This window comes from Micromonospora sp. NPDC049175 (assembly GCF_043197345.1).
Taxonomy (GTDB): domain Bacteria; phylum Actinomycetota; class Actinomycetes; order Mycobacteriales; family Micromonosporaceae; genus Micromonospora.
The window spans coordinates 203,082-220,878 of record NZ_JBICSY010000007.1 but is presented as its reverse complement, the minus strand read 5'-3'; the positions used below and the strand labels follow the sequence as shown (position 1 = coordinate 220,878).

24 protein-coding genes are annotated in these 17,797 nt (G+C 69.1%); 11 read left to right on the top strand and 13 right to left on the bottom strand.

Annotated elements, in window-relative coordinates; genetic code table 11:
- The first annotated feature begins 8 nt into the window (after window positions 1-8).
- A complete protein-coding gene (locus ACGFH8_RS26980; protein WP_393372238.1) occupies window positions 9-917 on the top strand; it encodes a hypothetical protein in 909 nt (302 codons plus the stop codon).
- Complete coding sequence (locus ACGFH8_RS26975) at window positions 914-1,045, top strand: hypothetical protein (protein WP_393372235.1); 132 nt, start codon at window positions 914-916, stop codon at window positions 1,043-1,045. The genes ACGFH8_RS26980 and ACGFH8_RS26975 overlap by 4 nt, the downstream gene beginning before the upstream one ends.
- A gap of 22 nt (window positions 1,046-1,067) precedes the next feature.
- Here ACGFH8_RS26975 and ACGFH8_RS26970 read toward each other — a convergent pair whose 3' ends face one another.
- Complete coding sequence (locus ACGFH8_RS26970) at window positions 1,068-1,520, bottom strand: hypothetical protein (RefSeq protein ID WP_393372233.1); 453 nt, start codon at window positions 1,518-1,520, stop codon at window positions 1,068-1,070.
- On the bottom strand, window positions 1,517-2,179 hold the full coding sequence (locus ACGFH8_RS26965; RefSeq protein ID WP_393372230.1) for a phosphotransferase: 663 nt from the start codon (window positions 2,177-2,179) through the stop codon (window positions 1,517-1,519). Before ACGFH8_RS26965 ends, ACGFH8_RS26970 begins: the two co-directional genes overlap by 4 nt.
- A 79-nt stretch (window positions 2,180-2,258) precedes the next feature.
- On the opposite strand from ACGFH8_RS26965, the gene ACGFH8_RS26960 reads away from it, so the two are divergent.
- Window positions 2,259-3,029 carry a class I SAM-dependent methyltransferase gene (locus ACGFH8_RS26960; protein WP_393372227.1) on the top strand — a complete coding sequence of 257 codons (771 nt, stop codon included), beginning with the start codon at window positions 2,259-2,261 and terminating at the stop codon, window positions 3,027-3,029.
- A gap of 85 nt (window positions 3,030-3,114) precedes the next feature.
- Entirely contained in the window at window positions 3,115-3,495 is a 381-nt protein-coding gene (locus ACGFH8_RS26955) for a hypothetical protein (RefSeq protein WP_393372224.1), read from the top strand.
- Between the two features lie 14 nt (window positions 3,496-3,509).
- On the opposite strand, the gene ACGFH8_RS26950 is transcribed toward ACGFH8_RS26955, so the two are convergent.
- Both ACGFH8_RS26950 and ACGFH8_RS26945 read right to left on the bottom strand, forming a co-directional pair.
- Window positions 3,510-4,316 (bottom strand): hypothetical protein, encoded by an 807-nt coding sequence (locus ACGFH8_RS26950; protein ID WP_393372222.1) that lies wholly within the window; start codon window positions 4,314-4,316, stop codon window positions 3,510-3,512.
- Between the two features lie 55 nt (window positions 4,317-4,371).
- A complete protein-coding gene (locus ACGFH8_RS26945) occupies window positions 4,372-5,451 on the bottom strand; it encodes a helix-turn-helix domain-containing protein (RefSeq protein WP_393372219.1) in 1,080 nt (359 codons plus the stop codon).
- Between the two features lie 112 nt (window positions 5,452-5,563).
- On the opposite strand from ACGFH8_RS26945, the gene ACGFH8_RS26940 reads away from it, so the two are divergent.
- Complete coding sequence (locus ACGFH8_RS26940) at window positions 5,564-5,725, top strand: hypothetical protein (protein ID WP_393372216.1); 162 nt, start codon at window positions 5,564-5,566, stop codon at window positions 5,723-5,725.
- Window positions 5,715-6,905, top strand: coding sequence for a helix-turn-helix domain-containing protein (locus tag ACGFH8_RS26935; RefSeq protein WP_393372213.1), 1,191 nt, complete (start codon window positions 5,715-5,717; stop codon window positions 6,903-6,905). Before ACGFH8_RS26940 ends, ACGFH8_RS26935 begins: the two co-directional genes overlap by 11 nt.
- A gap of 11 nt (window positions 6,906-6,916) precedes the next feature.
- Here the strand turns inward: ACGFH8_RS26935 and ACGFH8_RS26930 are convergent, their stop codons facing one another.
- Entirely contained in the window at window positions 6,917-7,312 is a 396-nt protein-coding gene (locus ACGFH8_RS26930) for a winged helix-turn-helix transcriptional regulator (protein WP_393372444.1), read from the bottom strand.
- Between the two features lie 93 nt (window positions 7,313-7,405).
- Between ACGFH8_RS26930 and ACGFH8_RS26925 the strand changes: the two genes are divergently transcribed.
- Window positions 7,406-8,155: an SDR family oxidoreductase gene (locus ACGFH8_RS26925; protein WP_393372211.1), complete on the top strand. Its 750-nt coding sequence runs from the start codon at window positions 7,406-7,408 to the stop codon at window positions 8,153-8,155.
- A gap of 5 nt (window positions 8,156-8,160) precedes the next feature.
- On the opposite strand, the gene ACGFH8_RS26920 is transcribed toward ACGFH8_RS26925, so the two are convergent.
- A complete protein-coding gene (locus ACGFH8_RS26920) occupies window positions 8,161-8,535 on the bottom strand; it encodes a VOC family protein (RefSeq protein WP_393372210.1) in 375 nt (124 codons plus the stop codon).
- 114 nt (window positions 8,536-8,649) lie between these two features.
- Here ACGFH8_RS26920 and ACGFH8_RS26915 point away from each other — a divergent pair, with 114 nt between their 5' ends.
- Genes ACGFH8_RS26915 through ACGFH8_RS26905 form a run of 3 tightly spaced genes read left to right on the top strand, consistent with a single transcriptional unit; the run spans window position 8,650 to window position 9,901 of the window.
- Entirely contained in the window at window positions 8,650-9,108 is a 459-nt protein-coding gene (locus tag ACGFH8_RS26915) for an SRPBCC domain-containing protein (protein WP_393372207.1), read from the top strand.
- Entirely contained in the window at window positions 9,105-9,455 is a 351-nt protein-coding gene (locus tag ACGFH8_RS26910) for an ArsR/SmtB family transcription factor (RefSeq protein WP_393372205.1), read from the top strand. Before ACGFH8_RS26915 ends, ACGFH8_RS26910 begins: the two co-directional genes overlap by 4 nt.
- Before the next feature lie 2 nt (window positions 9,456-9,457).
- A complete protein-coding gene (locus ACGFH8_RS26905; protein ID WP_393372203.1) occupies window positions 9,458-9,901 on the top strand; it encodes an SRPBCC domain-containing protein in 444 nt (147 codons plus the stop codon).
- Here ACGFH8_RS26905 and ACGFH8_RS26900 read toward each other — a convergent pair.
- The 4 genes from ACGFH8_RS26900 to ACGFH8_RS26885 all read right to left on the bottom strand — a co-directional run bounded on the left by ACGFH8_RS26900 (window position 9,885) and on the right by ACGFH8_RS26885 (window position 13,003).
- Entirely contained in the window at window positions 9,885-11,144 is a 1,260-nt protein-coding gene (locus tag ACGFH8_RS26900) for an MFS transporter (RefSeq protein WP_393372200.1), read from the bottom strand. The two genes, ACGFH8_RS26905 and ACGFH8_RS26900, sit on opposite strands and share 17 nt — an antisense overlap.
- Before the next feature lie 169 nt (window positions 11,145-11,313).
- The gene (locus ACGFH8_RS26895; protein WP_393372197.1) at window positions 11,314-12,045 is read right to left on the bottom strand and encodes a class I SAM-dependent methyltransferase; all 732 of its coding nucleotides are present in this window, start codon (window positions 12,043-12,045) and stop codon (window positions 11,314-11,316) included.
- Window positions 12,046-12,280: 235 nt separating this feature from the next.
- The gene (locus ACGFH8_RS26890) at window positions 12,281-12,643 is read right to left on the bottom strand and encodes a PH domain-containing protein (protein ID WP_355050625.1); all 363 of its coding nucleotides are present in this window, start codon (window positions 12,641-12,643) and stop codon (window positions 12,281-12,283) included.
- A gap of 51 nt (window positions 12,644-12,694) precedes the next feature.
- Window positions 12,695-13,003, bottom strand: coding sequence for a 4a-hydroxytetrahydrobiopterin dehydratase (locus tag ACGFH8_RS26885; protein WP_357246897.1), 309 nt, complete (start codon window positions 13,001-13,003; stop codon window positions 12,695-12,697).
- Between the two features lie 183 nt (window positions 13,004-13,186).
- Between ACGFH8_RS26885 and ACGFH8_RS26880 the strand changes: the two genes are divergently transcribed.
- Window positions 13,187-13,627: a (deoxy)nucleoside triphosphate pyrophosphohydrolase gene (locus ACGFH8_RS26880; RefSeq protein ID WP_393372193.1), complete on the top strand. Its 441-nt coding sequence runs from the start codon at window positions 13,187-13,189 to the stop codon at window positions 13,625-13,627.
- Window positions 13,628-13,767: 140 nt separating this feature from the next.
- Here the strand turns inward: ACGFH8_RS26880 and ACGFH8_RS26875 are convergent, their stop codons facing one another.
- From ACGFH8_RS26875 to ACGFH8_RS26865, 3 genes are read right to left on the bottom strand one after another with little or no spacing between them, the layout of a single operon-like run.
- Complete coding sequence (locus ACGFH8_RS26875) at window positions 13,768-14,832, bottom strand: succinate dehydrogenase/fumarate reductase iron-sulfur subunit (protein WP_393372191.1); 1,065 nt, start codon at window positions 14,830-14,832, stop codon at window positions 13,768-13,770.
- A complete protein-coding gene (locus ACGFH8_RS26870; RefSeq protein WP_393372189.1) occupies window positions 14,829-16,757 on the bottom strand; it encodes a fumarate reductase/succinate dehydrogenase flavoprotein subunit in 1,929 nt (642 codons plus the stop codon). The genes ACGFH8_RS26875 and ACGFH8_RS26870 overlap by 4 nt, the downstream gene beginning before the upstream one ends.
- A gap of 12 nt (window positions 16,758-16,769) precedes the next feature.
- Window positions 16,770-17,576 (bottom strand): hypothetical protein, encoded by an 807-nt coding sequence (locus ACGFH8_RS26865; protein ID WP_393372186.1) that lies wholly within the window; start codon window positions 17,574-17,576, stop codon window positions 16,770-16,772.
- Window positions 17,577-17,797 lie beyond the last annotated feature (221 nt).

Sequence of the window (17,797 nt, the reverse complement as noted above, 5' to 3'; positions counted from 1 at the left end):
GTGGGTGCATGGCCAGACCACGTCTCAGTCCGCGACTACTGCAGCTCGTCTTCGGTGTCTTCGCCGTCACCGCGGGTACCTTGGTCGCGCTACGTCCCGACCCGCCGCACCCGCTCTTCACGACCGCCGGCACGTACGCGTATGCGCTCGCCGCAGTGCTGTCGTTCGGTGGCTGGTTCGCGCTCGGGCGCCCCGCGCTCGCCGCCCGCACCAGGCAGGTGCTGATCATCTTCCACCTGCTCTTCGTGCCGGCGCAGTTCCTGTTCCTGTTCGCCCACGACATGCCGTGGCTCGGGATGGCGTTGTCCTCGGCGATCGTGAGTGGCCTGCGGCCGCGCTTTCCCCGGCTGGGGCGGATGCCGCGGAAGGTGTGGCTGACGCTGCACGTCGGCATCGGGGTCGGCTGGCTGGGCATCTCGACGGGCATGCTCCTGCTGGCGATCCTCGGGGCGACGGCCGACAGCCACGAGTTGCAGCACGGGGCCTATCTGTTGCTGAGCAGGTTCGAAATGCTGCTGGCGATCCCGAGCGTCTTCCTGACGATCATCACGGGTGTCGTGGTTTCGCTCGGCACCCCGTGGGGCCTGCTCAAGCACACCTGGGTGCTGGCCAAGCTGGTCATCGCGCTCACCCTGCCGTTCCTCGCGGTCTTCGAAGGCCCCTGGATCGAGGAGTTGGAGGCCCGCAGCGCAGCCGGCCTGATCGAGACCGGTACCACCGGAATGCTGCTGATCGGCGCCATGGGACTGTTCGCCGCCCTGCTGTGGACCGCGACGATCCTGTCCGTCTTCAAGCCCGGCGGGCGTACCCGGTGGGGCCGCCGCACGGACGGGCGTCCGACGGCCCCGGGCGCCGCGGCACCTGTTGTCGCCGCGCGTCCGGTCGCCGCCGGCACCGTCGTCCCTTCCCGCCGATGACCCGGGTCGTTCTCGTCACGACAGTCGCCCATCCGGGCGGCACGGTGGCATTCGGACTACTGCTGCTGTACGCCGCGGGCGCGGTCGGCGTCGCCATGCTCGTCGGACGGCGTCGCGACCTCACCTGAACCGACCCCGCCATGCTCATGGTCAGCGCAGGTGCAGGGCGTCGACGAACTGGGTGAACGTCGGCGTGACCTGCCGCCAGGAGCAGTGGCGCGCGGCGGGGAGGGCGGTGGCCAGTACGCGGGGGTCTGCCGGGTTGGTGCGATAGTCCAGCGCGACCGCGATGTCGTCGCCCGCGTAGCGGCATTCGGCGATGAAGACGGCCTGGTCCAGGTCGAGCCAGGGCAGGACGATCGGCCGGCCCGCGCTGCCGCGGCCGATCTGGAAGAACTCCAGCGTGTCGGTGCCCAGCTCGGCGATGAGACGGTTGTGGAGACGCAGCTCGTCGATTGTGGTCATGAAGTCCAGCGGGTCGTCGAGCCAGGGGATCAGCTGGCGGAGCACCTCGTCGCCGGGGTGTCGCCAGCGGCCGGACTCGATCAGGTCGATCAGCGGGTCGGGCAACGGTAGCCCGTTGATCTGCCACCTGTCGTTCACGCTGGGAACCGCCCGGTGATGAGGGCGGCAGCGGCATCGAGCCACTCCCGCTCGGTGGTGGTGAGCGCCGGATCGTTTCGCCGTAGGGTCAGGGCATCGCCCAGCACGGTCAGCAGGCCGCCGCCGACGCGGTCCAGGAAGGCCTCCAACAGCGTTGCGGCCGGCGCCGCCAGGGGATGCTCACCATCCACGGCCACCTGGGCGAGGATCACGGCGGACAGCGCGACATCGAGGTCCGCCGGTCCCTCGGTGGCGTTGCGCCAGTCAATGAGGACCGGCCCCCGCGACGTCAGCATGACGTTGTCCGGGTGCAGGTCGAGGTGCAGGACCCGGGCATCGTCGGGTGCGCCGAGCCGGGGCGGCAACGCGTGGAGTCGGCGATGCAGGCCCGCCAGACAGTCGGCCGCCGCCAGCACGTCGAGCTCACCCGCGACGAGCGCCGCCAGCATGGTGCGCCCGTCCAGGCGTTCCATGACGAGATCGGTCCCGCGCGCCTCGTACACGGTGGGCACCGGAAAACCCAGACTTCCCACGTACGCCATGACGGCCGCCTCGGCGGCCACGTCTCCACCGTTGCGGTAGCGGCGCAGGACGCGCCGGTCGTCGATGAGGAACACGTCGGCGTCTCGCCCCGACGCCAGCGGAACCGGATCCACCACGCCCCGACGGTAACCGGGGCAGTCATCCGCCGCCGAAACCTCCGACAAGGGTCGACGCGCCTGGCCTTAGGGTCACTACGTGGACGACGAACTGTTGCGATCATCGTTCGGCGCGGCGGCGACCGCGTACGCCGAGCACCGCCCGGACTACGCGCAGGAGGCGGTGCGCTGGGCGCTTGAACCCGCGCCCGGCCCACGGGTGCTCGACCTCGGTGCCGGCACCGGCAAGCTGTCCGCCACGCTTGTCGAGCGGGGTGCGGACGTCGTCGCGGTCGAACCCGACCCGGCGATGCTCACCGAGTTACGCCGTGCGCTGCCGGCCGTCCGTGCCCTGCCGGGTAGCGCGGAGTCGATTCCGTTGCCGGACGCGTCCGTCGACGCTGTCCTGGCTGGCAACGCCCTGCACTGGTTCGACCTGGCCGTCGCGGGGGCGGAGATTGCCAGGGTCCTCGCGCCCGGTGGCATTCTGGCTGGGCTGTGGAACGTCATGGACGACCGGATCGACTGGGTCTCCGCGCTCGAACAAGTCAGCGGAAGTGCGGCCATCGGTCCCCGCGACACGCTGAGCAGGTGGCGCGCGGCGACTGCTGACCTGCTCGTTACGAGCGCTGGCCTGGACACCCGGTTCGGCGCGCCGGAGCAGGTCGAGTTTCCGCACGGCCAGCGCCGAAGCGCCGACTCCCTCGTTGCGACACTCGCGACCCGGGCAGGGATGCTGGTCATGGCGGAAAAGGAGCGGGACGCCACCCTCGGCCGCATTCGCGCCTTCCTTGGGAACAGGTCCGAGACCGCGCAGGGCGAGTTCACCCTGCCGATGTTGACCGGCGTGCTGCGCGTCCAGCGCGGGTGACCGCCGTCGACTCACCCTGAGCTACCGCTCCTCTCGCGAAGGCCGACCCTGTCCGTCCGGGTTGCCCGCTTGGCATCATTGCCCGATGAGCCGACGCAGGGCCGGGACTCCGTACGCTGTGCTGGCGGGCGCCGACGTGGCACTTGTGGGCCTGTTCTCGGCGAAGGACAACGAGTTCACTGACAAGCTCGATCTGTTGGCCACCACTGTGGAAAGCCACGGCGGTCACGTGGTGAGTCGGCACGTTCAGCGGCGGGGCGTCTCCTCCGGCGGGGTGGACAAGATGGCCGCGCCGTTCTCGCGACGCACCCTGCTCAGCCCGGGCAAAGCCCGTGAGGTCGCCGATGCCTGCCGGCAGAGTGGGGTCGACGTCGCGGTCTTCGTGAACCCCCTGACCGACCACCAGCGGGCTATTCTCGGCGACCTGTTCGGCTGCCGGGTCATGAGCGGCGTGGACTTTCGATAGGGCATGGCGCATCGTCAGGGACGAAGCGCCTTCTCACCATGGACGGCCGCGTACTCCGCCGCGAGCCATGGCCCCAGGTCGTTGATGAGGTGGCGTAGTACCGCCGGATCCGCCGAAGGTGCACGCCCGATCCGGGCAGCCGCGCGCATCTGCTCGGCGCGCTCCGGATAGTAGAGACCGAACGCCTCGGCGGACTCGACGAGGTCGCTTGTCCAACCTTCCCAGCGAGGCATGACCAGAGTGAATCCCGTCCGGACGATGCGACGAGCGACGAGCCGGCAGAGGCCCTTGCGGTGCTTGTCGGTGCTCGCCTCGTCCGCCTGTCTCCGCCAACCCGGAAGCGCGATCGACAGGTCGCCGTTCGTCTCGCGGGCGAGCAGGGGAGTGGGCCGGTAGCCGGGAAGTTGGTCGGCGAGGTCGTCGCCCAGCAGGGGAGTGCACAGGCAGGCGACGAAGAAGCCGAGATCGTGGCGCTCAAGCTCACTGAGCAGTGTGCGTACGCTGAACAACAGGATGCCCACGCCGTCGATCTCGTCGAAGGACTGGTCGAGGGCTTCCTCGATCCGCGTGGCATCCCGCCGGTCGGCCTCGGTCGGCTCGGCGTGCAGGGCGAGCAGCAGATCAAGATCGGAGACTCCGGGTACGGCGGTGCCACGCGGGATGCTGCCGTAGAGGTAGGCGCTGTGCATCCGGCCGTCGCCGAAAGCCTCGACTATCCGGGTGCGCGCCGCGTCGACAACACAGCTGAACGCGCGTGGGACCCGACTCAGCGCGCCTTCCCGCGCGATCGATCCGTCGATGGTCAACCCTCTTCCGGCCATGGGATCACTCTGCCGCAGCAGGTGATCTTCGGCGAGTAGTCCGCTGCGGGTCAGTTCAGAGGCGGTGCCGCGCGGCCCTCTCGACTTCGCGTACGACGAGTCCGAGGGTTTGTGAGCGCCGGTCTGCTGGTAGCGCTGCCCATGCTCCTCGTGCATGGGCCACCCCTCCGGAGCGATCGCCAGCTTTGGCCATCATGAGTGCACGGTGCAGCTCAATGTGGGTAGCGAAGCGGGTCAGCCCAGCGGGACGGAGCCGGTCGGCGTCGGTTTGGGCCAGCTCGCCGGGGCGGACCATGCCGAGTCGGGCGTAGAGCATTGAGCGGAAGCTGGCCATGCGCCAGGCCGGTACGGCCGCGTCGGAGATCTCGTTGTCGGCTGAGGCGCTGTGGTCAAAGACGCGTTGTGCCTCCTCGTCGGCGGCGGCGGCTCCGGCAACGTCGCCTCGCCCGGCGGCGATGTGCGCACGGGCCATCAGAGCCTGGAGGCGACCCAGCGAGGGGCGGCCCGATAGGGCGATTGCCTCCTCGGCATACCGCTGGGCAACGGGAAGTGCGGCGCCTTCGTAGGCAAGGGCGATGGCGGCACGCCCTCGTACCCAGATCCGGACTGCGAGATCGTCGCCGCGATCGGCGGCGATCCGGGCAGTGTCGTACCAACTGATCGCCTCTGCGGGATCCTTGGTCGTCTTGCCATAGGTGGTCAGGGCACGGGCCGCGGTGGCCCACATGGTCGGACTGTCGAGTTGCTGCTGCATGACGACGAGGTCGTTGGCGAGCCTGGTTTGCAGGGCATCCGCCCCGATCTCCATGTAGTCGCGGCCGTACTGGTCGACGCGGTCGCGCCAGTGGTCGGCGCTGTCGCGGTGGCCGGCGAGGGCGGCGGTGAAGCCGTTGCGAATGAGGTCGTTGGCGGCGATCGGGCCGATGGTGGCGGCGGCGAGCAGGTCTCTGCGTCTCACGTCCGCTTCTCCCAACGCTCGCGCGTAGGCGAGCACGATGTCTGGCGTTGCAGTTCGGCGTCCTGCCTCGACGTTGCTGAGGTGCGAGGCTGAGTAGCAGGTGCGGACCGCAATGGAGGCCAGCGTCACGCCTGCCTCAACACGAGCGTGCCTCAATTGAGCGCCGAGGTCATCCATCGGATCCCCTGTGAAAGGTCCTGAAAGCATTGAGATGCTTCCGAGCGTAGTCGCGCGGTCACCAGAGTAGATCCCAGGCGTTGCAGTAGCGGAAGCACACTGGGAGGTAGGAATGGGCGACGACGTTCCAATCCACGGCAGTGGTGAGCAGGCCGAGGCGGCCGAGCGGGAGGCGGCGAAGGAGAGACTCCTCGCCCAGGCCGAGGCGGAGCGGATACCGGTCGAGGAGACAACTCGGGCGGTGCCGGATCGGCGGTGGAGTCGTGAGCGGTGACCACCTGCCGATCGGGCGCCGGGTCGCCTACCTGCGTGTCCGGCGGAGACTGTCGCAGCAGACCTTCGCTGACCGGCTCGGGAAGTCGAAGAGTTGGGTCGACAAGGTGGAGCGCGGGGTGCGGTCGCTGGAGCGGGTCTCGACGATCCGGGACATCGCCGCCGTCCTGCGGGTCGATGCCGCAGCGCTGCTCGGGCGGGATGCCCAACCGGTCGACGCGACCAGGCGGGCCGAGGGCGTCGTGCGGATCCGGGCGGCGCTGTCGACGTACGCGATGGCACTTGGCTCTTCGGCGGCGGGCCGTGACGTTCTGCCGACTGATCGTCTTGCCCGGCAGGTGGAGCACGCCTGGACCACCTTTCAGCATGCGCGGTATCCGCAGGTGGTCGACCTGTTGCCGAGGCTGTTGGTCGATGTTCAGCGTGCGCATGTCCAGGATTCGAGGGCTGGCCGGACGGCGTTGGTGGAGACGTACCGGTTGACGGCGTCGGTGCTGGTGAAGTTGAACGAGTCAAGCCTTGCCTGGTTGGCAGCCGACCGTGCCATGTCCGCTGCCACGGGAGAGCGGACGCTGGTGGCTGCCGCGGCGGTGCAGCTTGGTCAGGTGCTGCGGGCGTCGTCGCGGGCGAGGTCGGTGATGCAGGCCGCCGCCTGTCGGATCGTTGGAGATGATTCTGCTGGGGGCACGCCGCAGGGGCTGTCGTCGTGCGGGTCGCTGTCGATCCAGGCGGCGTTGATGGCGGCACGGTCCGGCGACGACCGCGCCGCCGGGACGTTGCTTGACGAGGCGGCCGAGATGGCTGCTCGGGTGGGCGACGGACATGACCATCACCGGACCGCCTTCGGACCGACGGCAGTCGAGTTGGCGCGTGTCGCCGCTGCCGTAGACCTGGGCAACGGGCACGACGCGATCGTTCTGCACGAGACGGCGACCACCCGGGAAGGGTGGCGATGGCTGCCCGTTGAACACCGAGCCGCACATCTGCTCGACGCGGCCCGCGCCTACCTTCAGACCGACGATGCGGCCAACGCGGCCCGCGTTCTGGTGTGGGCCGACAGGATCGCGCCCGCCGAGGTGCGGTATCGACCGGCGGCTCGGGACGTGCTCGCGCAGGCGGCCCGCGCCCGGGACGCTCCGACGACGATCACTGAACTCGCCGGCACGCTCGGTGTGGTTTGAGCATCACCGCGTCATCCCTGCTGGCTGTCGTAGTGCTTCTGGGCCGCGAGGAGTTCGTCTCCGTGTTGACCGAACCATCGGATGAGATCGGTCAGTGGTCCGGCCAGGCTGACACCGAGTTCCGTCAGGCTGTAGGTGACCTGGGGCGGCTTGGTGGGTGCCACGTGGCGGGCGACAAGCCCGGCCCGGGCCAGTGCTTTGAGGTTCTGCGACAGCATTTTCTGGCTGATGCCACCGACTTGCGCGTGCAACTGCGCGAAGCGATGCGGGCCGGCGATGAGGGCCGACATGATCAGCGTCGCCCAGCGGCTCGTTGTCTGATCCATGATCGGTCTGAGTAGGCACTTGTTGTCGAAGGTGTCATAGGCCAGGAGCCGGGCGGCTGTCGCGGCCTGCTCTGTTTCCATCACGACAGGAGCTTACAAAAAAGTACCTACTTCCCACCAGTAAGTAGCTTTTCTATGGTGACTTCTCCAGGCACTACTGGCCAAGGAGTCACTGTGAGCAGCAACAACGGACGTACGGCGATCGTCACGGGCGCGTCGAAGGGCCTGGGTGCGGGGATCGCCACGGCTCTCGCCGAGAGTGGCGCTGCCGTCGTGGTGAACTACCGGGGGGATGCGCAGGGCGCCGAGCGTGTGGTCGCGGGCATCACCGCCAAGGACGGCCGGGCGATCGCGGTCCAGGCGGACGTGGCCAGCAGCGACGATGTGCGCCGCCTCTTCGACCGGGCACGCGAGGTGTTCGGCCCGGTCGACGTGCTCGTGAACAATGCGGCCGTCGGCACGTTCGCGCCACTGTCGAGCATCACCGAGGAGGAATTCCAGCGTGAGATGACCACGAACCTGCTGGGCACGATCCTGACTACGCAGGCCCTGGCCGCGCAGGACGACATCGACGCGGCGTCGATCATCAACGTCTCGACGGCCGGCACTCTCAGCCACCCTCCGTACGCCTCGCTCTACGTCGCGTCCAAGAGCGCCGTCAACGCCTTCACCATCGTGGCGTCCAAGGAGCTGGGCCCGCGTGGCATCCGTGTCAACGCGATCATGCCCGGACCGTCGGACACGGACGGCACCAGAGCCATGGGCTATGTCGGGTCGGATCACGAGGCGCAGGCGATTGCCGCCACCCCTCTGGGCCGTACGGGCAGCCCTGACGACTACGGGCCGCTTGTGGCCTTCCTGGCTTCCGACGACGCGCGCTGGATCACCGGGGACGTCATCCTCGCTTCTGGAGGCTTGCGCTGACGCCCCTACCGCTCGGCCCAGGCGCCCAGCTCGTTGCCGCTGGGGTCGGTGAAGTGGAACCGGCGGCCACCGGGAAACTCGTACGGCCCCTTCACCACCTGGCCGCCGGCCTCCTTCACGGCCTGCACGGATCGGTCCAGGTCGCCTGAGTAGAGCAGCACCAGTGGACCGCCCGCCTGGACTTCCTGGTCCAGGCGGAGGCCGCCGACCTCGGGGGCGGAGTCGCCGTGCGGGCTGCGGATGCCCGCGTACCCGGGGCCGTAGTCGTTGAACTGCCAGCCGAACGCGTCGGCGTAGAAGCGCTTGGCCTCGGCGAGGTTTGTCACCGTGAACTCGACGTAGTCGATGGCGTGGTGCCGGTGCGGCGATGGCTCAGACATGCACGGCATTGTGCGCCCCGGGTACGACGGGACCCAACGTGCAACGAAAGGTTGCGCGAGGAGGTGGGCTGTCGTAGGTTAAGTGCAACCAAAGGTTGCGAAAGGTTGGGGCGCATGGAACAGGGAACCATCGAACGCGACATCCACGTCGACGCGTCACCCGAGGTGGTCTTCGAGGTGGTCAGTCGGCCCGAGCACATGCGGGAGTGGTGGCCCGACGACGCGCGGTTCGACTCGGTCGCCGGCGCACCCGGTGAACTGGTGTGGCGCAACGCCGACACCGGCGAGACGACGACCGTCGCGCTCGCCGTCGTCGAGGTCGACCCGCCGAAGCGATTCTCCTTCCGGTGGTGCTTCACCGAGCCGGACCGCGGTGGGCCGGCGCTGCTCGTCACCTTCGACCTGACGCCCACCGGCGCGGGCACGCGGATCCGGATGACCGAGACCGGGTTCCGCGAGATGGGCTGGGAGGTCGCCGTCCTGGAGGCGCAGTACCAGGACCACGAGAACGGTTGGGACCACTACCTGCCCAGGATGGGCGGGTACGTCGCCCGGCTGGTCGCCACGCCGTGAGCACCGCTGTCGACGACGAGCTGTGGTCGGCGATCGGTGACCCCACCCGGCGTACGATGATCGATCTTCTGCTCTCCGACGGGCCGGGCACCGCGACGTCGCTGAGCCGGCGGCTACCCGTCACCCGGCAGGCCGTCGCGAAACACCTGGCCGTCCTGGACCGGGTCGGTCTGATCCACGCCGAGTCGGCCGGTCGCGAGCGTCATTACCAGGTCGACGAGGCGCAGCTCGCGCGAGCCGTCGCGCAGTTGTCGGCGGTGGGCGCCACCTGGGACGCCCGGCTGCGCCGGATCAAGCGCATTGCCGAGGCGATCGAGCGCAACCGCCACCACGACGAAGGGGAATGACAATGGTCGACATCCTGCACCAGGTCGGCGTCGTCGCTCCGCTCGACGCCGTCTACCAGGCGGTGGCAACTCCCGAGGGCGTTGCCGGCTGGTGGTCGGTCGACACGACGGGCAAGAGCGAGGTCGGCGGCCGGTTGGCCGTCCGGTTCGGCGACGACCCCGGGTTCGACCTGGAGATCCTCGAGCTGGACCCGGCCGGCCGGGTGCGGTGGCGGGTCACCGACGGCCCGACGGAATGGATCGGCACCGAGATCGGCTGGCGTCTCGACGAACGCGGCGATTTCACGATCGTCCAGTTCACCCACGAGGGCTGGCGCGAGCCGACCGAGCTGATGCACCAGTGCAGCACCAAGTGGGCGACGTTCCTGCTGAGCCTCAAGGCGCTCGTGGAGACGGGCCACGGCCGGCCGGCGCCGGACGACGTGCGGATCAGCGACGGGCACTGACCTCGGTGCCGGTCGGCCCGCCGGGGGTTCGCGCGCTCCACCGCGAGATCGCGAACCCCCCGGCGACCAGGCCGAGTGCCACGATCGCCACGGCGCAGAGCAGCATCGTCGGGCGCGCGCCCACGGCAGCCACGAGTGGCCCGCCCAGCATGGTGCCCAGGGGCACCGCCAGCACGAGGATCGCGCCGTTCGCGGCGAGCACCGCCGGCAGTTGCTCGGTGGACGTGCTGCGCTGGAACAGCGCCATCGAGGTGGACATGTACGGCGCCCAGATCAGTCCCGCCAGGGCGAAGGCCGGCAACGACACGACGAGCGGCGCGCCCAGGCCGAGCGGCAGCATGGCGATCCCGAACCCGACGACGATGCCGATGGTGGTGACCCGCAGCGGCCAGCGGCGGAGGTAACCGGCGACCAGGCCGCCGACGAGACCGCCGACGCCGAAGGCGGTGAAGAAGATGCCGAGCAGCGTCGCCGAGGCGTGCCTGTCGTCTTTGATGTGGATCGGCATGGCCACGTACACCGGTCCGAAGAGGAAGAAGAACCCGAGGCTCAACACCAGGAGGCCCAGCAGGGCGGGGTTGCGGCGGATGACCGCGAGGCCGGCGGTCCGCGAAGCGCCGCGCTCGGCCCGCGGGGCTTCGTCGCTGGTGGGAAGGGCGAGGCGGTACGTGAGGGCCAGCGCGGCGAAGGTGGCGGCGTCGATGGCGATGACCCACACCGGTCCCGCCCAACCGATCAGGATCCCCGCCAGTGGTGGGCCGACGATCGTGGCGAACCCGCCGATGGTGCCGAGCACCGCGTTGGCGGGCAGGTGGTGGCGCTGCGGCAGCAGCTCGGCGATCAGGGTGAATCGTCCGGCCGAGCCCCACGAGTGCAGCAGGGCCGACGCGGCCAGCAGGGTCACGTACAGCCCGAAGGTGAGCACACCGGCGAGGTGGGCGAGCGGGATCGCCGCCAGCGCGCCCGCCCGCAGGATCGCGTCCCACCCGGCGAGTTGGGCGCCGCCGCGCCCACGCAGCAGCCGGCCGAAGACGACGGTCCCGACCGCGCTCGGCACGGTGTACGCGGCCATGGCCAGCGCGATCGAGGTCTCGCGCTGACCGGGCGGGGCGAGGTCGCTGGCGAGCCAGATCACCGCCATCACCGCCATGCCGTCGCCCAACGCGGACACGGCGAGCCCGGGTAGGACGCGCCGGAGCTGCGGGTGACTGATGACCGGCCAGTACGGCGAACGGGTTGTCATCTGGCTAGCTGACCCGGCGATGGCACCGCCTACCAACAAAGACTGCCAACAGCAGAATCAGCCCAGGGCGAAGGGGCGGCGGCGGAGATCGACTCCGGTTCCTTGACGTCGGGGGGTCAAGGAGACCTCGACACCCCGGATTCCAGGAACCGGAGTCGACCAGCCGCTGTTACTCCGCCCGGTAGACGGAGATGTGCGATGAGCTGTCGGCGGTGAACGGCTGCCGGTGCCAGTCGGCGTACCGCTCGGTGAGCCGGAGCCCCGCCCGCTGCGCCATCTCGTCGATCTGGTGCGGCCAGGCGTACCGCATGGCGAACGGCTTCAGGTGCACACCGTCGGCGTCGAAGGTGATGGTCTGCCGGATGAAGGACTGCGCCGGCCGGTCGTACCGATGCAGTCTTATCGTCGCGGAGTCCTCGGTGACGCCCCAGACCTGCACCTGCTCGTGGGCGTCGAAGTTGCGCGGGTCGGGCACGAACGTCTCGATGACGAACGCCCCGCCCGGCGACAGCACCCGGGCGACGTTGCGGAAACAGTCCGCCTGCCGCTCGGCGTCCACCAGGTTGAACAGTGTGTTGAAGACCAGGTACGCGAGCCGGAACTCACCCGTCACCGGTACGTCCGCCATGTCGGCGACGACCACCGGGATCCGGTCGCCGCCGGGCTTGGCCCGCAACTGCGCCAGCATCTCCTCGGACGCCTCGACACCGTGCACGTCGAGACCGCGCTCGGCCAGCGGCAGCGCGACCCGGCCGGTGCCGATGGCCAGCTCGAGAACCGGCCCACCGTCGGCCAGGTCGGCCAGGAAGTCCACCGCTGGCACCGGGTCGGGGTTGCCGGGGCGGTCGTAACCGGCGGCCCACAGCCGGCCGAAGAGGCCGGGATCGTCGAAGACCGACATCAGCGGCCTCCGGGGTTGGTCAGGGGGTCAGTGGCGCGCTCCCGCGCCACGGAAGTCGGAGCAGAGCTGCTCACGAAGCCTCGATTCCTCAGGTCGGATGACGTTCGGTCGGAGGGACTTCGTCGTGTTCGGCATGGTGGCTGCTCCTCTCGCGCGGCTGTGGACCGAGCAGACCAGAGACGGCCGCGGCCCGGCAAGGCATATATGCCGTGCCGGGCCGACGACGGTCGGGCGGTCAGGAGATGTGGTGCAGGATCACGTTGTGCACGTGGTGGCTCTTCTGCGCGCCACGGAACTCCACCTCGTAGGTGTGCGTCCCCACGTGGATGGCGATCGCCCCGGTGGAGAAGAACGAGCCACCCCAGGACTTGTTGCTGACCACGCTCACGCTGGTGATCTTCGAGTACGGGATGCTGGTGATCGCGTACCGCTTCCCGACGAAGGAGCGGTCCTGGATGATCACGCGACGGTCCGTCAGCCCGATGAACCCGGTGCCGGTGCCGACCGCGTCGTAGACGGCGATGATCTGCTCACCGTCGAGGAGGCCGCTCTCGATCTGCTGGACCTGCTCCTTGCGGTCGTACGCGATGTTCGCCATGTGTCCAAGGCTAGAAAACCGATGCCAGCGCCCGGCGAGGGCGACGGGGCATCAGGATTCGGTGACCGCCCGGTACGCGTCCTCGATGCGGGCGGCCAACAGGACCTCACCCTCGGTCAACGGCTCGCCGTTGCCGTGCCCGACCCGGATCTGGGTCCTGTCGGGCAGGCGGCTGATCTCGGGACGCAGGTGCAGCGCGTCCGCGACGACCTTGACCCGTTCAGTTAGGGCGGCGTGTTGGGTATCGTCGATCGCGAGCGTCCGTCGGATCTGCTCGCCCTCGCGTGTCCAACCAGCTAACAGGGTCAACGCGTCGGAGAGGTAGTCCTGCTTGGCCCTGCTGTTGAACAGCACGCGCATCACCGCACCCCCCAAGCGCCGTTGTCGGCTCGTGGCCAAATCGTCGCCATCCCGTGTCTTGTCGGTGTCCTCTAGTCTGTCGCCGCTCGGAAGAGGTGTCCACGCCCACACTTCCGTGTTCTGTTGGCCTAGCGGACGGCTACGGTACCCAAACCGCCGATTGATCTGGCACCCTGGACGCCCGTGCGGACCGAACGGGCGAATGGCGGCGGGCAGACCGAACGACGGGACCTGAAGGTGATCGTCGGTGCGGCGATCATCCGGGACGGGCGGGTGCTCGCCTGTGCGCGTGCCGCCCCGCCCGAGGTGGCCGGAATGTGGGAGTTTCCCGGCGGGAAGGTCGAGCCGGGGGAGGCCGAGACCGACGCGCTGGTCCGGGAGTGCGCCGAGGAACTGGCCGTACGCGTCGAGGTCGGCGATCGGGTCGGCCGCAACGTACGGATGGCGCACGGCCGTTCGGTGCTCAAGGTGTACGCGGCCCGCCTGCTCCACGGCGACGAGCCCCGGGCGCTGGAACACGAGGCGCTGCGCTGGCTCACGGCCGACGAGCTGGACTCGGTCATCTGGCTCCCCGCCGACACCCCCATCGTGGCCGCCCTCCGCCGACTCCTCAAAACCCCCTAACCCCGGCCCCTCCGTTTGCCGGTTGATCATGAGGTTGACGGGTCGGTTGAGGCCTGAGGGACCCGTCAACCTCATGATCGACGCTTGAAGTGGGACGGGGGCCGCGGCTGTCGCCGCGGCCCCCGTCTTCGTTGCGGGTTTTAGTGGTGCTTGTCCTGGTCGGGGTGTGCGAAGTTGAGGTGCTCCGGGGGCAGCGGGAAGGTCACGTCGTCACCGAAGGGCGACGGCGCGGCGGCCCGGTCGAACGTGAGCTCGGTCAGCGGCAGCTTGCCCCGGTCGTCCACCGCCGGAGCGGTCGGGTGGGGCACCTCCCGGTCCCAGTTCACGCCACTCTGCGCCTGCGCCTCGGCGCGTGGGTCGTGGGAACCACCCGCGTGCGAGTGCACCCCGCTCCGGGCCGAGCCCGACGTCGTCGAGCCCTGACGGGCGGTGGTCACGCTGGTCTGGGGAGTCTCGCCCCGACGGAAGATCTTGCTACCAAGCCACACAAGGGGATCGTACCTGCGGTCGACGACCCGTTCCTTCATGGGGATGATCCCGTTATCAGTGATCTTGATGTGCTCGGGGCAGACCTCGGTGCAGCACTTGGTGATGTTGCAGAAACCGAGGCCCTGTTCGGCCTGCGCGTACTCCTTGCGGTCGGTCCGGGTGTCCAGCGGGTGCATGTCCAGCTCGGCTGCCCGGATGAAGTACCGGGGGCCGGAGAACGCCTGCTTGTTCTCGTCGTGATCACGGATCACGTGGCAGACCGTCTGGCACAGGAAGCACTCGATGCACTTGCGGAACTCCTGCGAGCGCTCGACGTCGACCTGCTGCATCCGGTAGTCACCCGGGGCCACGTCCGCGGGCGGGGCGAACGCCGGGGTCTCCCGGGCCTTCTGGTAGTTGAACGAGACGTCGGTGACCAGGTCCCGGATGACCGGGAACGTCCGCAGCGGGGTGACCGTGACGGTCTCTTCGTCGCCGAACGTCGACATCCGGGTCATGCAGCCCAACCGCGGCTTGCCGTTGATCTCCATGGAGCAGGAGCCGCACTTGCCGGCCTTGCAGTTCCACCGGCAGGCCAGGTCCGGCGCGTCGGTGGCCTGGAGGCGGTGGATGACGTCGAGGACCACCTCGCCCTCGTTCACCTCCACCATGTAGTCCTGCAGGTCTCCGCCGGTCTCGTCGCCCCGCCAGATCCGGAACTGACGCTTCGCGCTCATCGGTTGTCCGCCTCTCCAGCGTCGGCGAGGAGGGCGTCGAAGTCGGCCAGCTCCTCGTCGGTGAGGTACTTGGCCAGCTCCGCACGGTCGAAGAGGCCGATCAGCTCCGGCCGCATCTTCGGCAGCGGCTTACGGGTGAGCCGTACGCTGTCGCCGTCCAGCGAGCAGACCAGGTTGACCTGCCGCCACTTCGGCTCCATCGCCGGATAGTCCTCCCGGGTGTGCCCGCCGCGCGACTCCTGCCGCTCCAGCGCCGCCTTCGCGGTGCACTCCGAGACCACGAGCATGTTGCGCAGGTCCAGCGCGAGGTGCCAGCCCGGGTTGTAGCGCCGGCCGCCGAACGCGCTGACCTTCGCGACCCGCTCGCGCAGCTCGGCCAGCCGCGCCAGGGCGTCGGCCAGTTCGCCCTCGCGGCGGATGATGCCCACCAGATCCCCCATGACCACCTGGAGGTCCTGCTGAAGGGTGTACGGGCTCTCGCCGGTGTCCCGTTGCAGCGGGGCCAGGGCGGTCTCCACGGCGGCCTCGACCGCGTCCACCGCCACCTTCGGACGGGCCGCGAGCCCGTCGGCGTAGCTGGCCGCGTGCCCGCCCGCCCGCTTGCCGAAGACCAGCAGGTCGGACAGGGAGTTGCCGCCCAGCCGGTTGGAGCCGTGCATGCCGCCGGAGACCTCGCCGGCGGCGAACAGTCCGCGTACGTGGCCGAAGGCGGCACCCGAGTCCGGGTCCACCTCCACGCCGCCCATCACGTAGTGGCAGGTCGGCCCGACCTCCATCGGCTCGGCGGTGATGTCGACGTCGGCCAGCTCCTTGAACTGGTGGTACATCGACGGCAGCCGCCGGCGGATCTCGTCGGCCGAACGCCGGCTCGCGATGTCCAGGAAGACGCCACCGGCGGGGGAGCCCCGACCGGCCTTGACCTCACTGTTGATCGCGCGGGCCACCTCGTCGCGGGGCAGCAGCTCCGGCGGACGCCTGTTGTTGTCCGGGTCGGTGTACCAGCGGTCCGCCTCCTCCTCGGTCTCCGCGTACTGCTTGCGGAAGACGTCGGGGACGTAGTCGAACATGAACCGCTTGCCCTCGGAGTTCTTGAGGACGCCACCGTCACCACGCACCGACTCGGTGACCAGGATGCCCTTCACCGAGGGCGGCCAGACCATGCCGGTCGGGTGGAACTGGAGGAACTCCATGTTGATCAGCGTCGCCCCGGCGCGCAGCGCCAACGCGTGCCCGTCCCCGGTGTACTCCCAGGAGTTCGAGGTGACCTTGTAGGAGCGTCCGACGCCACCCGTGGCGAGCACGACGGCCGGCGCCTCGAAGAGGATGAACTCACCGGACTCGCGGTAGTAGCCGAACGCGCCGGCGACCCGGTCACCGTCGAGCAGCAGCTCGGTGATCGTGGTCTCGGAGAACACCTTGATCCGGGCGTCGTACGAGCCGAACTCCCGCTGGTCCTCCTGCTGCAGCGAGACGATCTTCTGCTGGAGGGTCCGGATCAGCTCCAGGCCGGTCCGGTCACCGACGTGCGCCAGGCGCGGGTACTCGTGGCCACCGAAGTTGCGCTGCGAGATCTTGCCGTCCTTGGTGCGGTCGAAGAGCGCGCCGTACGTCTCCAGCTCCCAGATCCGCTGCGGCGACTCCTTCGCGTGCAGCTCGGCCATCCGGAAGTTGTTGAGGAACTTGCCGCCGCGCATGGTGTCGCGGAAGTGCACCTGCCAGTTGTCCCGGCTGTTCACGTTGCCCATGGCGGCTGCCGCGCCGCCCTCGGCCATCACCGTGTGCGCCTTGCCGAAGAGCGACTTGGAGATGATCGCGGTCTTCTTGCCGGCGAGCCGGGCCTCGATCGCCGCGCGCAGACCGGCGCCGCCGGCCCCGATGACGACGACGTCGTAGTGGTGTCGTTCGATCCGAGTGGTAGTGGTCATGTCAGGGGCCCTTTAGTTGATGAACCGCAGGTCGGAGAACCAGCCGGCCGCGAGCGCCATGATGTAGAAGTCGGCGAGCGCCAGGGTGCCGAGGGTGATCCAGGCGAGCTGCATGTGTCGGACGTTCAACGCCGAGACGACAGTCCAGGCCTTGTACCGCACCGGGTGCTTGGAGAAGTGCTTGAGCCGGCCGCCGATGATGTGCCGGCAGGAGTGGCAGGAGATCGTGTACGCCCAGAGCATCACCACGTTGAGCAGCAGGATGATGTTGCCCAGCCCGAAGCCGAAGCCCTTGGGCGAGTGGAAGGCGAGGATCGCGTCCCAGGTGTTGATCAGCGAGATGATCGCGGCGGCGTAGAAGAAGTAGCGGTGCAGGTTCTGACCGAGCAGCGGGAAGCGGGTCTCACCGGCGTACTCCTTGTGGCCGTCCGGGACGGCGCAGGCCGGCGGCGACAGCCAGAACGACCGGTAGTAGGCCTTGCGGTAGTAGTAGCAGGTGAGCCGGAACAGGAGCAGGAACGGCAGGGTCAGCGCGGCGTCCGGGATGACCCACCAGCCGGGCAGGAACCGGCCGAAGTGCGAGGCTTCCTCGACGCACCTGTCGGTCACGCACGGGGAGTAGAACGGGGTCAGGTAGTGGAACTGGTCCACCCAGTACCACTTGTGCATGAAGACCCGGACCGTCGCGTACGCGACCCAGGCGCTGAGCCCGATCACGGTGATCAGCGGGGCGAACCACCAGCGGTCGGTACGCAACGTCTTCGCCGCGATCGCGGCGCGCGCCCGCGCTCCCCGCGGCTTCGTTGCCGTTGAAGTCATTCGAGTCGTCTCCTCGACGGGCCCGTACGGGCGGGCTGATCTATCTCCGGTCGGCACGCGGACCGGCGAACCCGCACCCGCTGCCACGTTCTGCGCACACCTTCGACCACGCCGGATCGACCGACGCAGCTAAGTGACACACGTTACGCCGATCTCTGCGAGCCGTCCGCGCAAGGGAGTGTCCCGTGTGTCTGGCCTGCGGAAAAGCCCTGCGCCGCCGG

Bases quoted from the DNA above. Each gene is read 5' to 3' on its own strand.
- ACGFH8_RS26900 (WP_393372200.1), bottom strand. From the start codon at position 11,144: ATGACAACCCGTTCGCCGTACTGGCCGGTCATCAGTCACCCGCAGCTC.
- ACGFH8_RS26915 (WP_393372207.1), top strand. From the start codon at position 8,650: ATGGAACAGGGAACCATCGAACGCGACATCCACGTCGACGCGTCACCC.
- ACGFH8_RS26865 (WP_393372186.1), bottom strand. From the start codon at position 17,576: ATGACTTCAACGGCAACGAAGCCGCGGGGAGCGCGGGCGCGCGCCGCG.
- ACGFH8_RS26955 (WP_393372224.1), top strand. From the start codon at position 3,115: ATGAGCCGACGCAGGGCCGGGACTCCGTACGCTGTGCTGGCGGGCGCC.
- ACGFH8_RS26890 (WP_355050625.1), bottom strand. From the start codon at position 12,643: ATGGCGAACATCGCGTACGACCGCAAGGAGCAGGTCCAGCAGATCGAG.
- ACGFH8_RS26895 (WP_393372197.1), bottom strand. From the start codon at position 12,045: ATGTCGGTCTTCGACGATCCCGGCCTCTTCGGCCGGCTGTGGGCCGCC.
- ACGFH8_RS26950 (WP_393372222.1), bottom strand. From the start codon at position 4,316: ATGGCCGGAAGAGGGTTGACCATCGACGGATCGATCGCGCGGGAAGGC.
- ACGFH8_RS26885 (WP_357246897.1), bottom strand. From the start codon at position 13,003: ATGCGCGTGCTGTTCAACAGCAGGGCCAAGCAGGACTACCTCTCCGAC.
- ACGFH8_RS26940 (WP_393372216.1), top strand. From the start codon at position 5,564: ATGGGCGACGACGTTCCAATCCACGGCAGTGGTGAGCAGGCCGAGGCG.
- ACGFH8_RS26975 (WP_393372235.1), top strand. From the start codon at position 914: ATGACCCGGGTCGTTCTCGTCACGACAGTCGCCCATCCGGGCGGCACG.
- ACGFH8_RS26875 (WP_393372191.1), bottom strand. From the start codon at position 14,832: ATGAGCGCGAAGCGTCAGTTCCGGATCTGGCGGGGCGACGAGACCGGC.
- ACGFH8_RS26930 (WP_393372444.1), bottom strand. From the start codon at position 7,312: ATGGAAACAGAGCAGGCCGCGACAGCCGCCCGGCTCCTGGCCTATGAC.
- ACGFH8_RS26980 (WP_393372238.1), top strand. From the start codon at position 9: ATGGCCAGACCACGTCTCAGTCCGCGACTACTGCAGCTCGTCTTCGGT.
- ACGFH8_RS26945 (WP_393372219.1), bottom strand. From the start codon at position 5,451: ATGGATGACCTCGGCGCTCAATTGAGGCACGCTCGTGTTGAGGCAGGC.
- ACGFH8_RS26905 (WP_393372203.1), top strand. From the start codon at position 9,458: ATGGTCGACATCCTGCACCAGGTCGGCGTCGTCGCTCCGCTCGACGCC.
- ACGFH8_RS26920 (WP_393372210.1), bottom strand. From the start codon at position 8,535: ATGTCTGAGCCATCGCCGCACCGGCACCACGCCATCGACTACGTCGAG.
- ACGFH8_RS26870 (WP_393372189.1), bottom strand. From the start codon at position 16,757: ATGACCACTACCACTCGGATCGAACGACACCACTACGACGTCGTCGTC.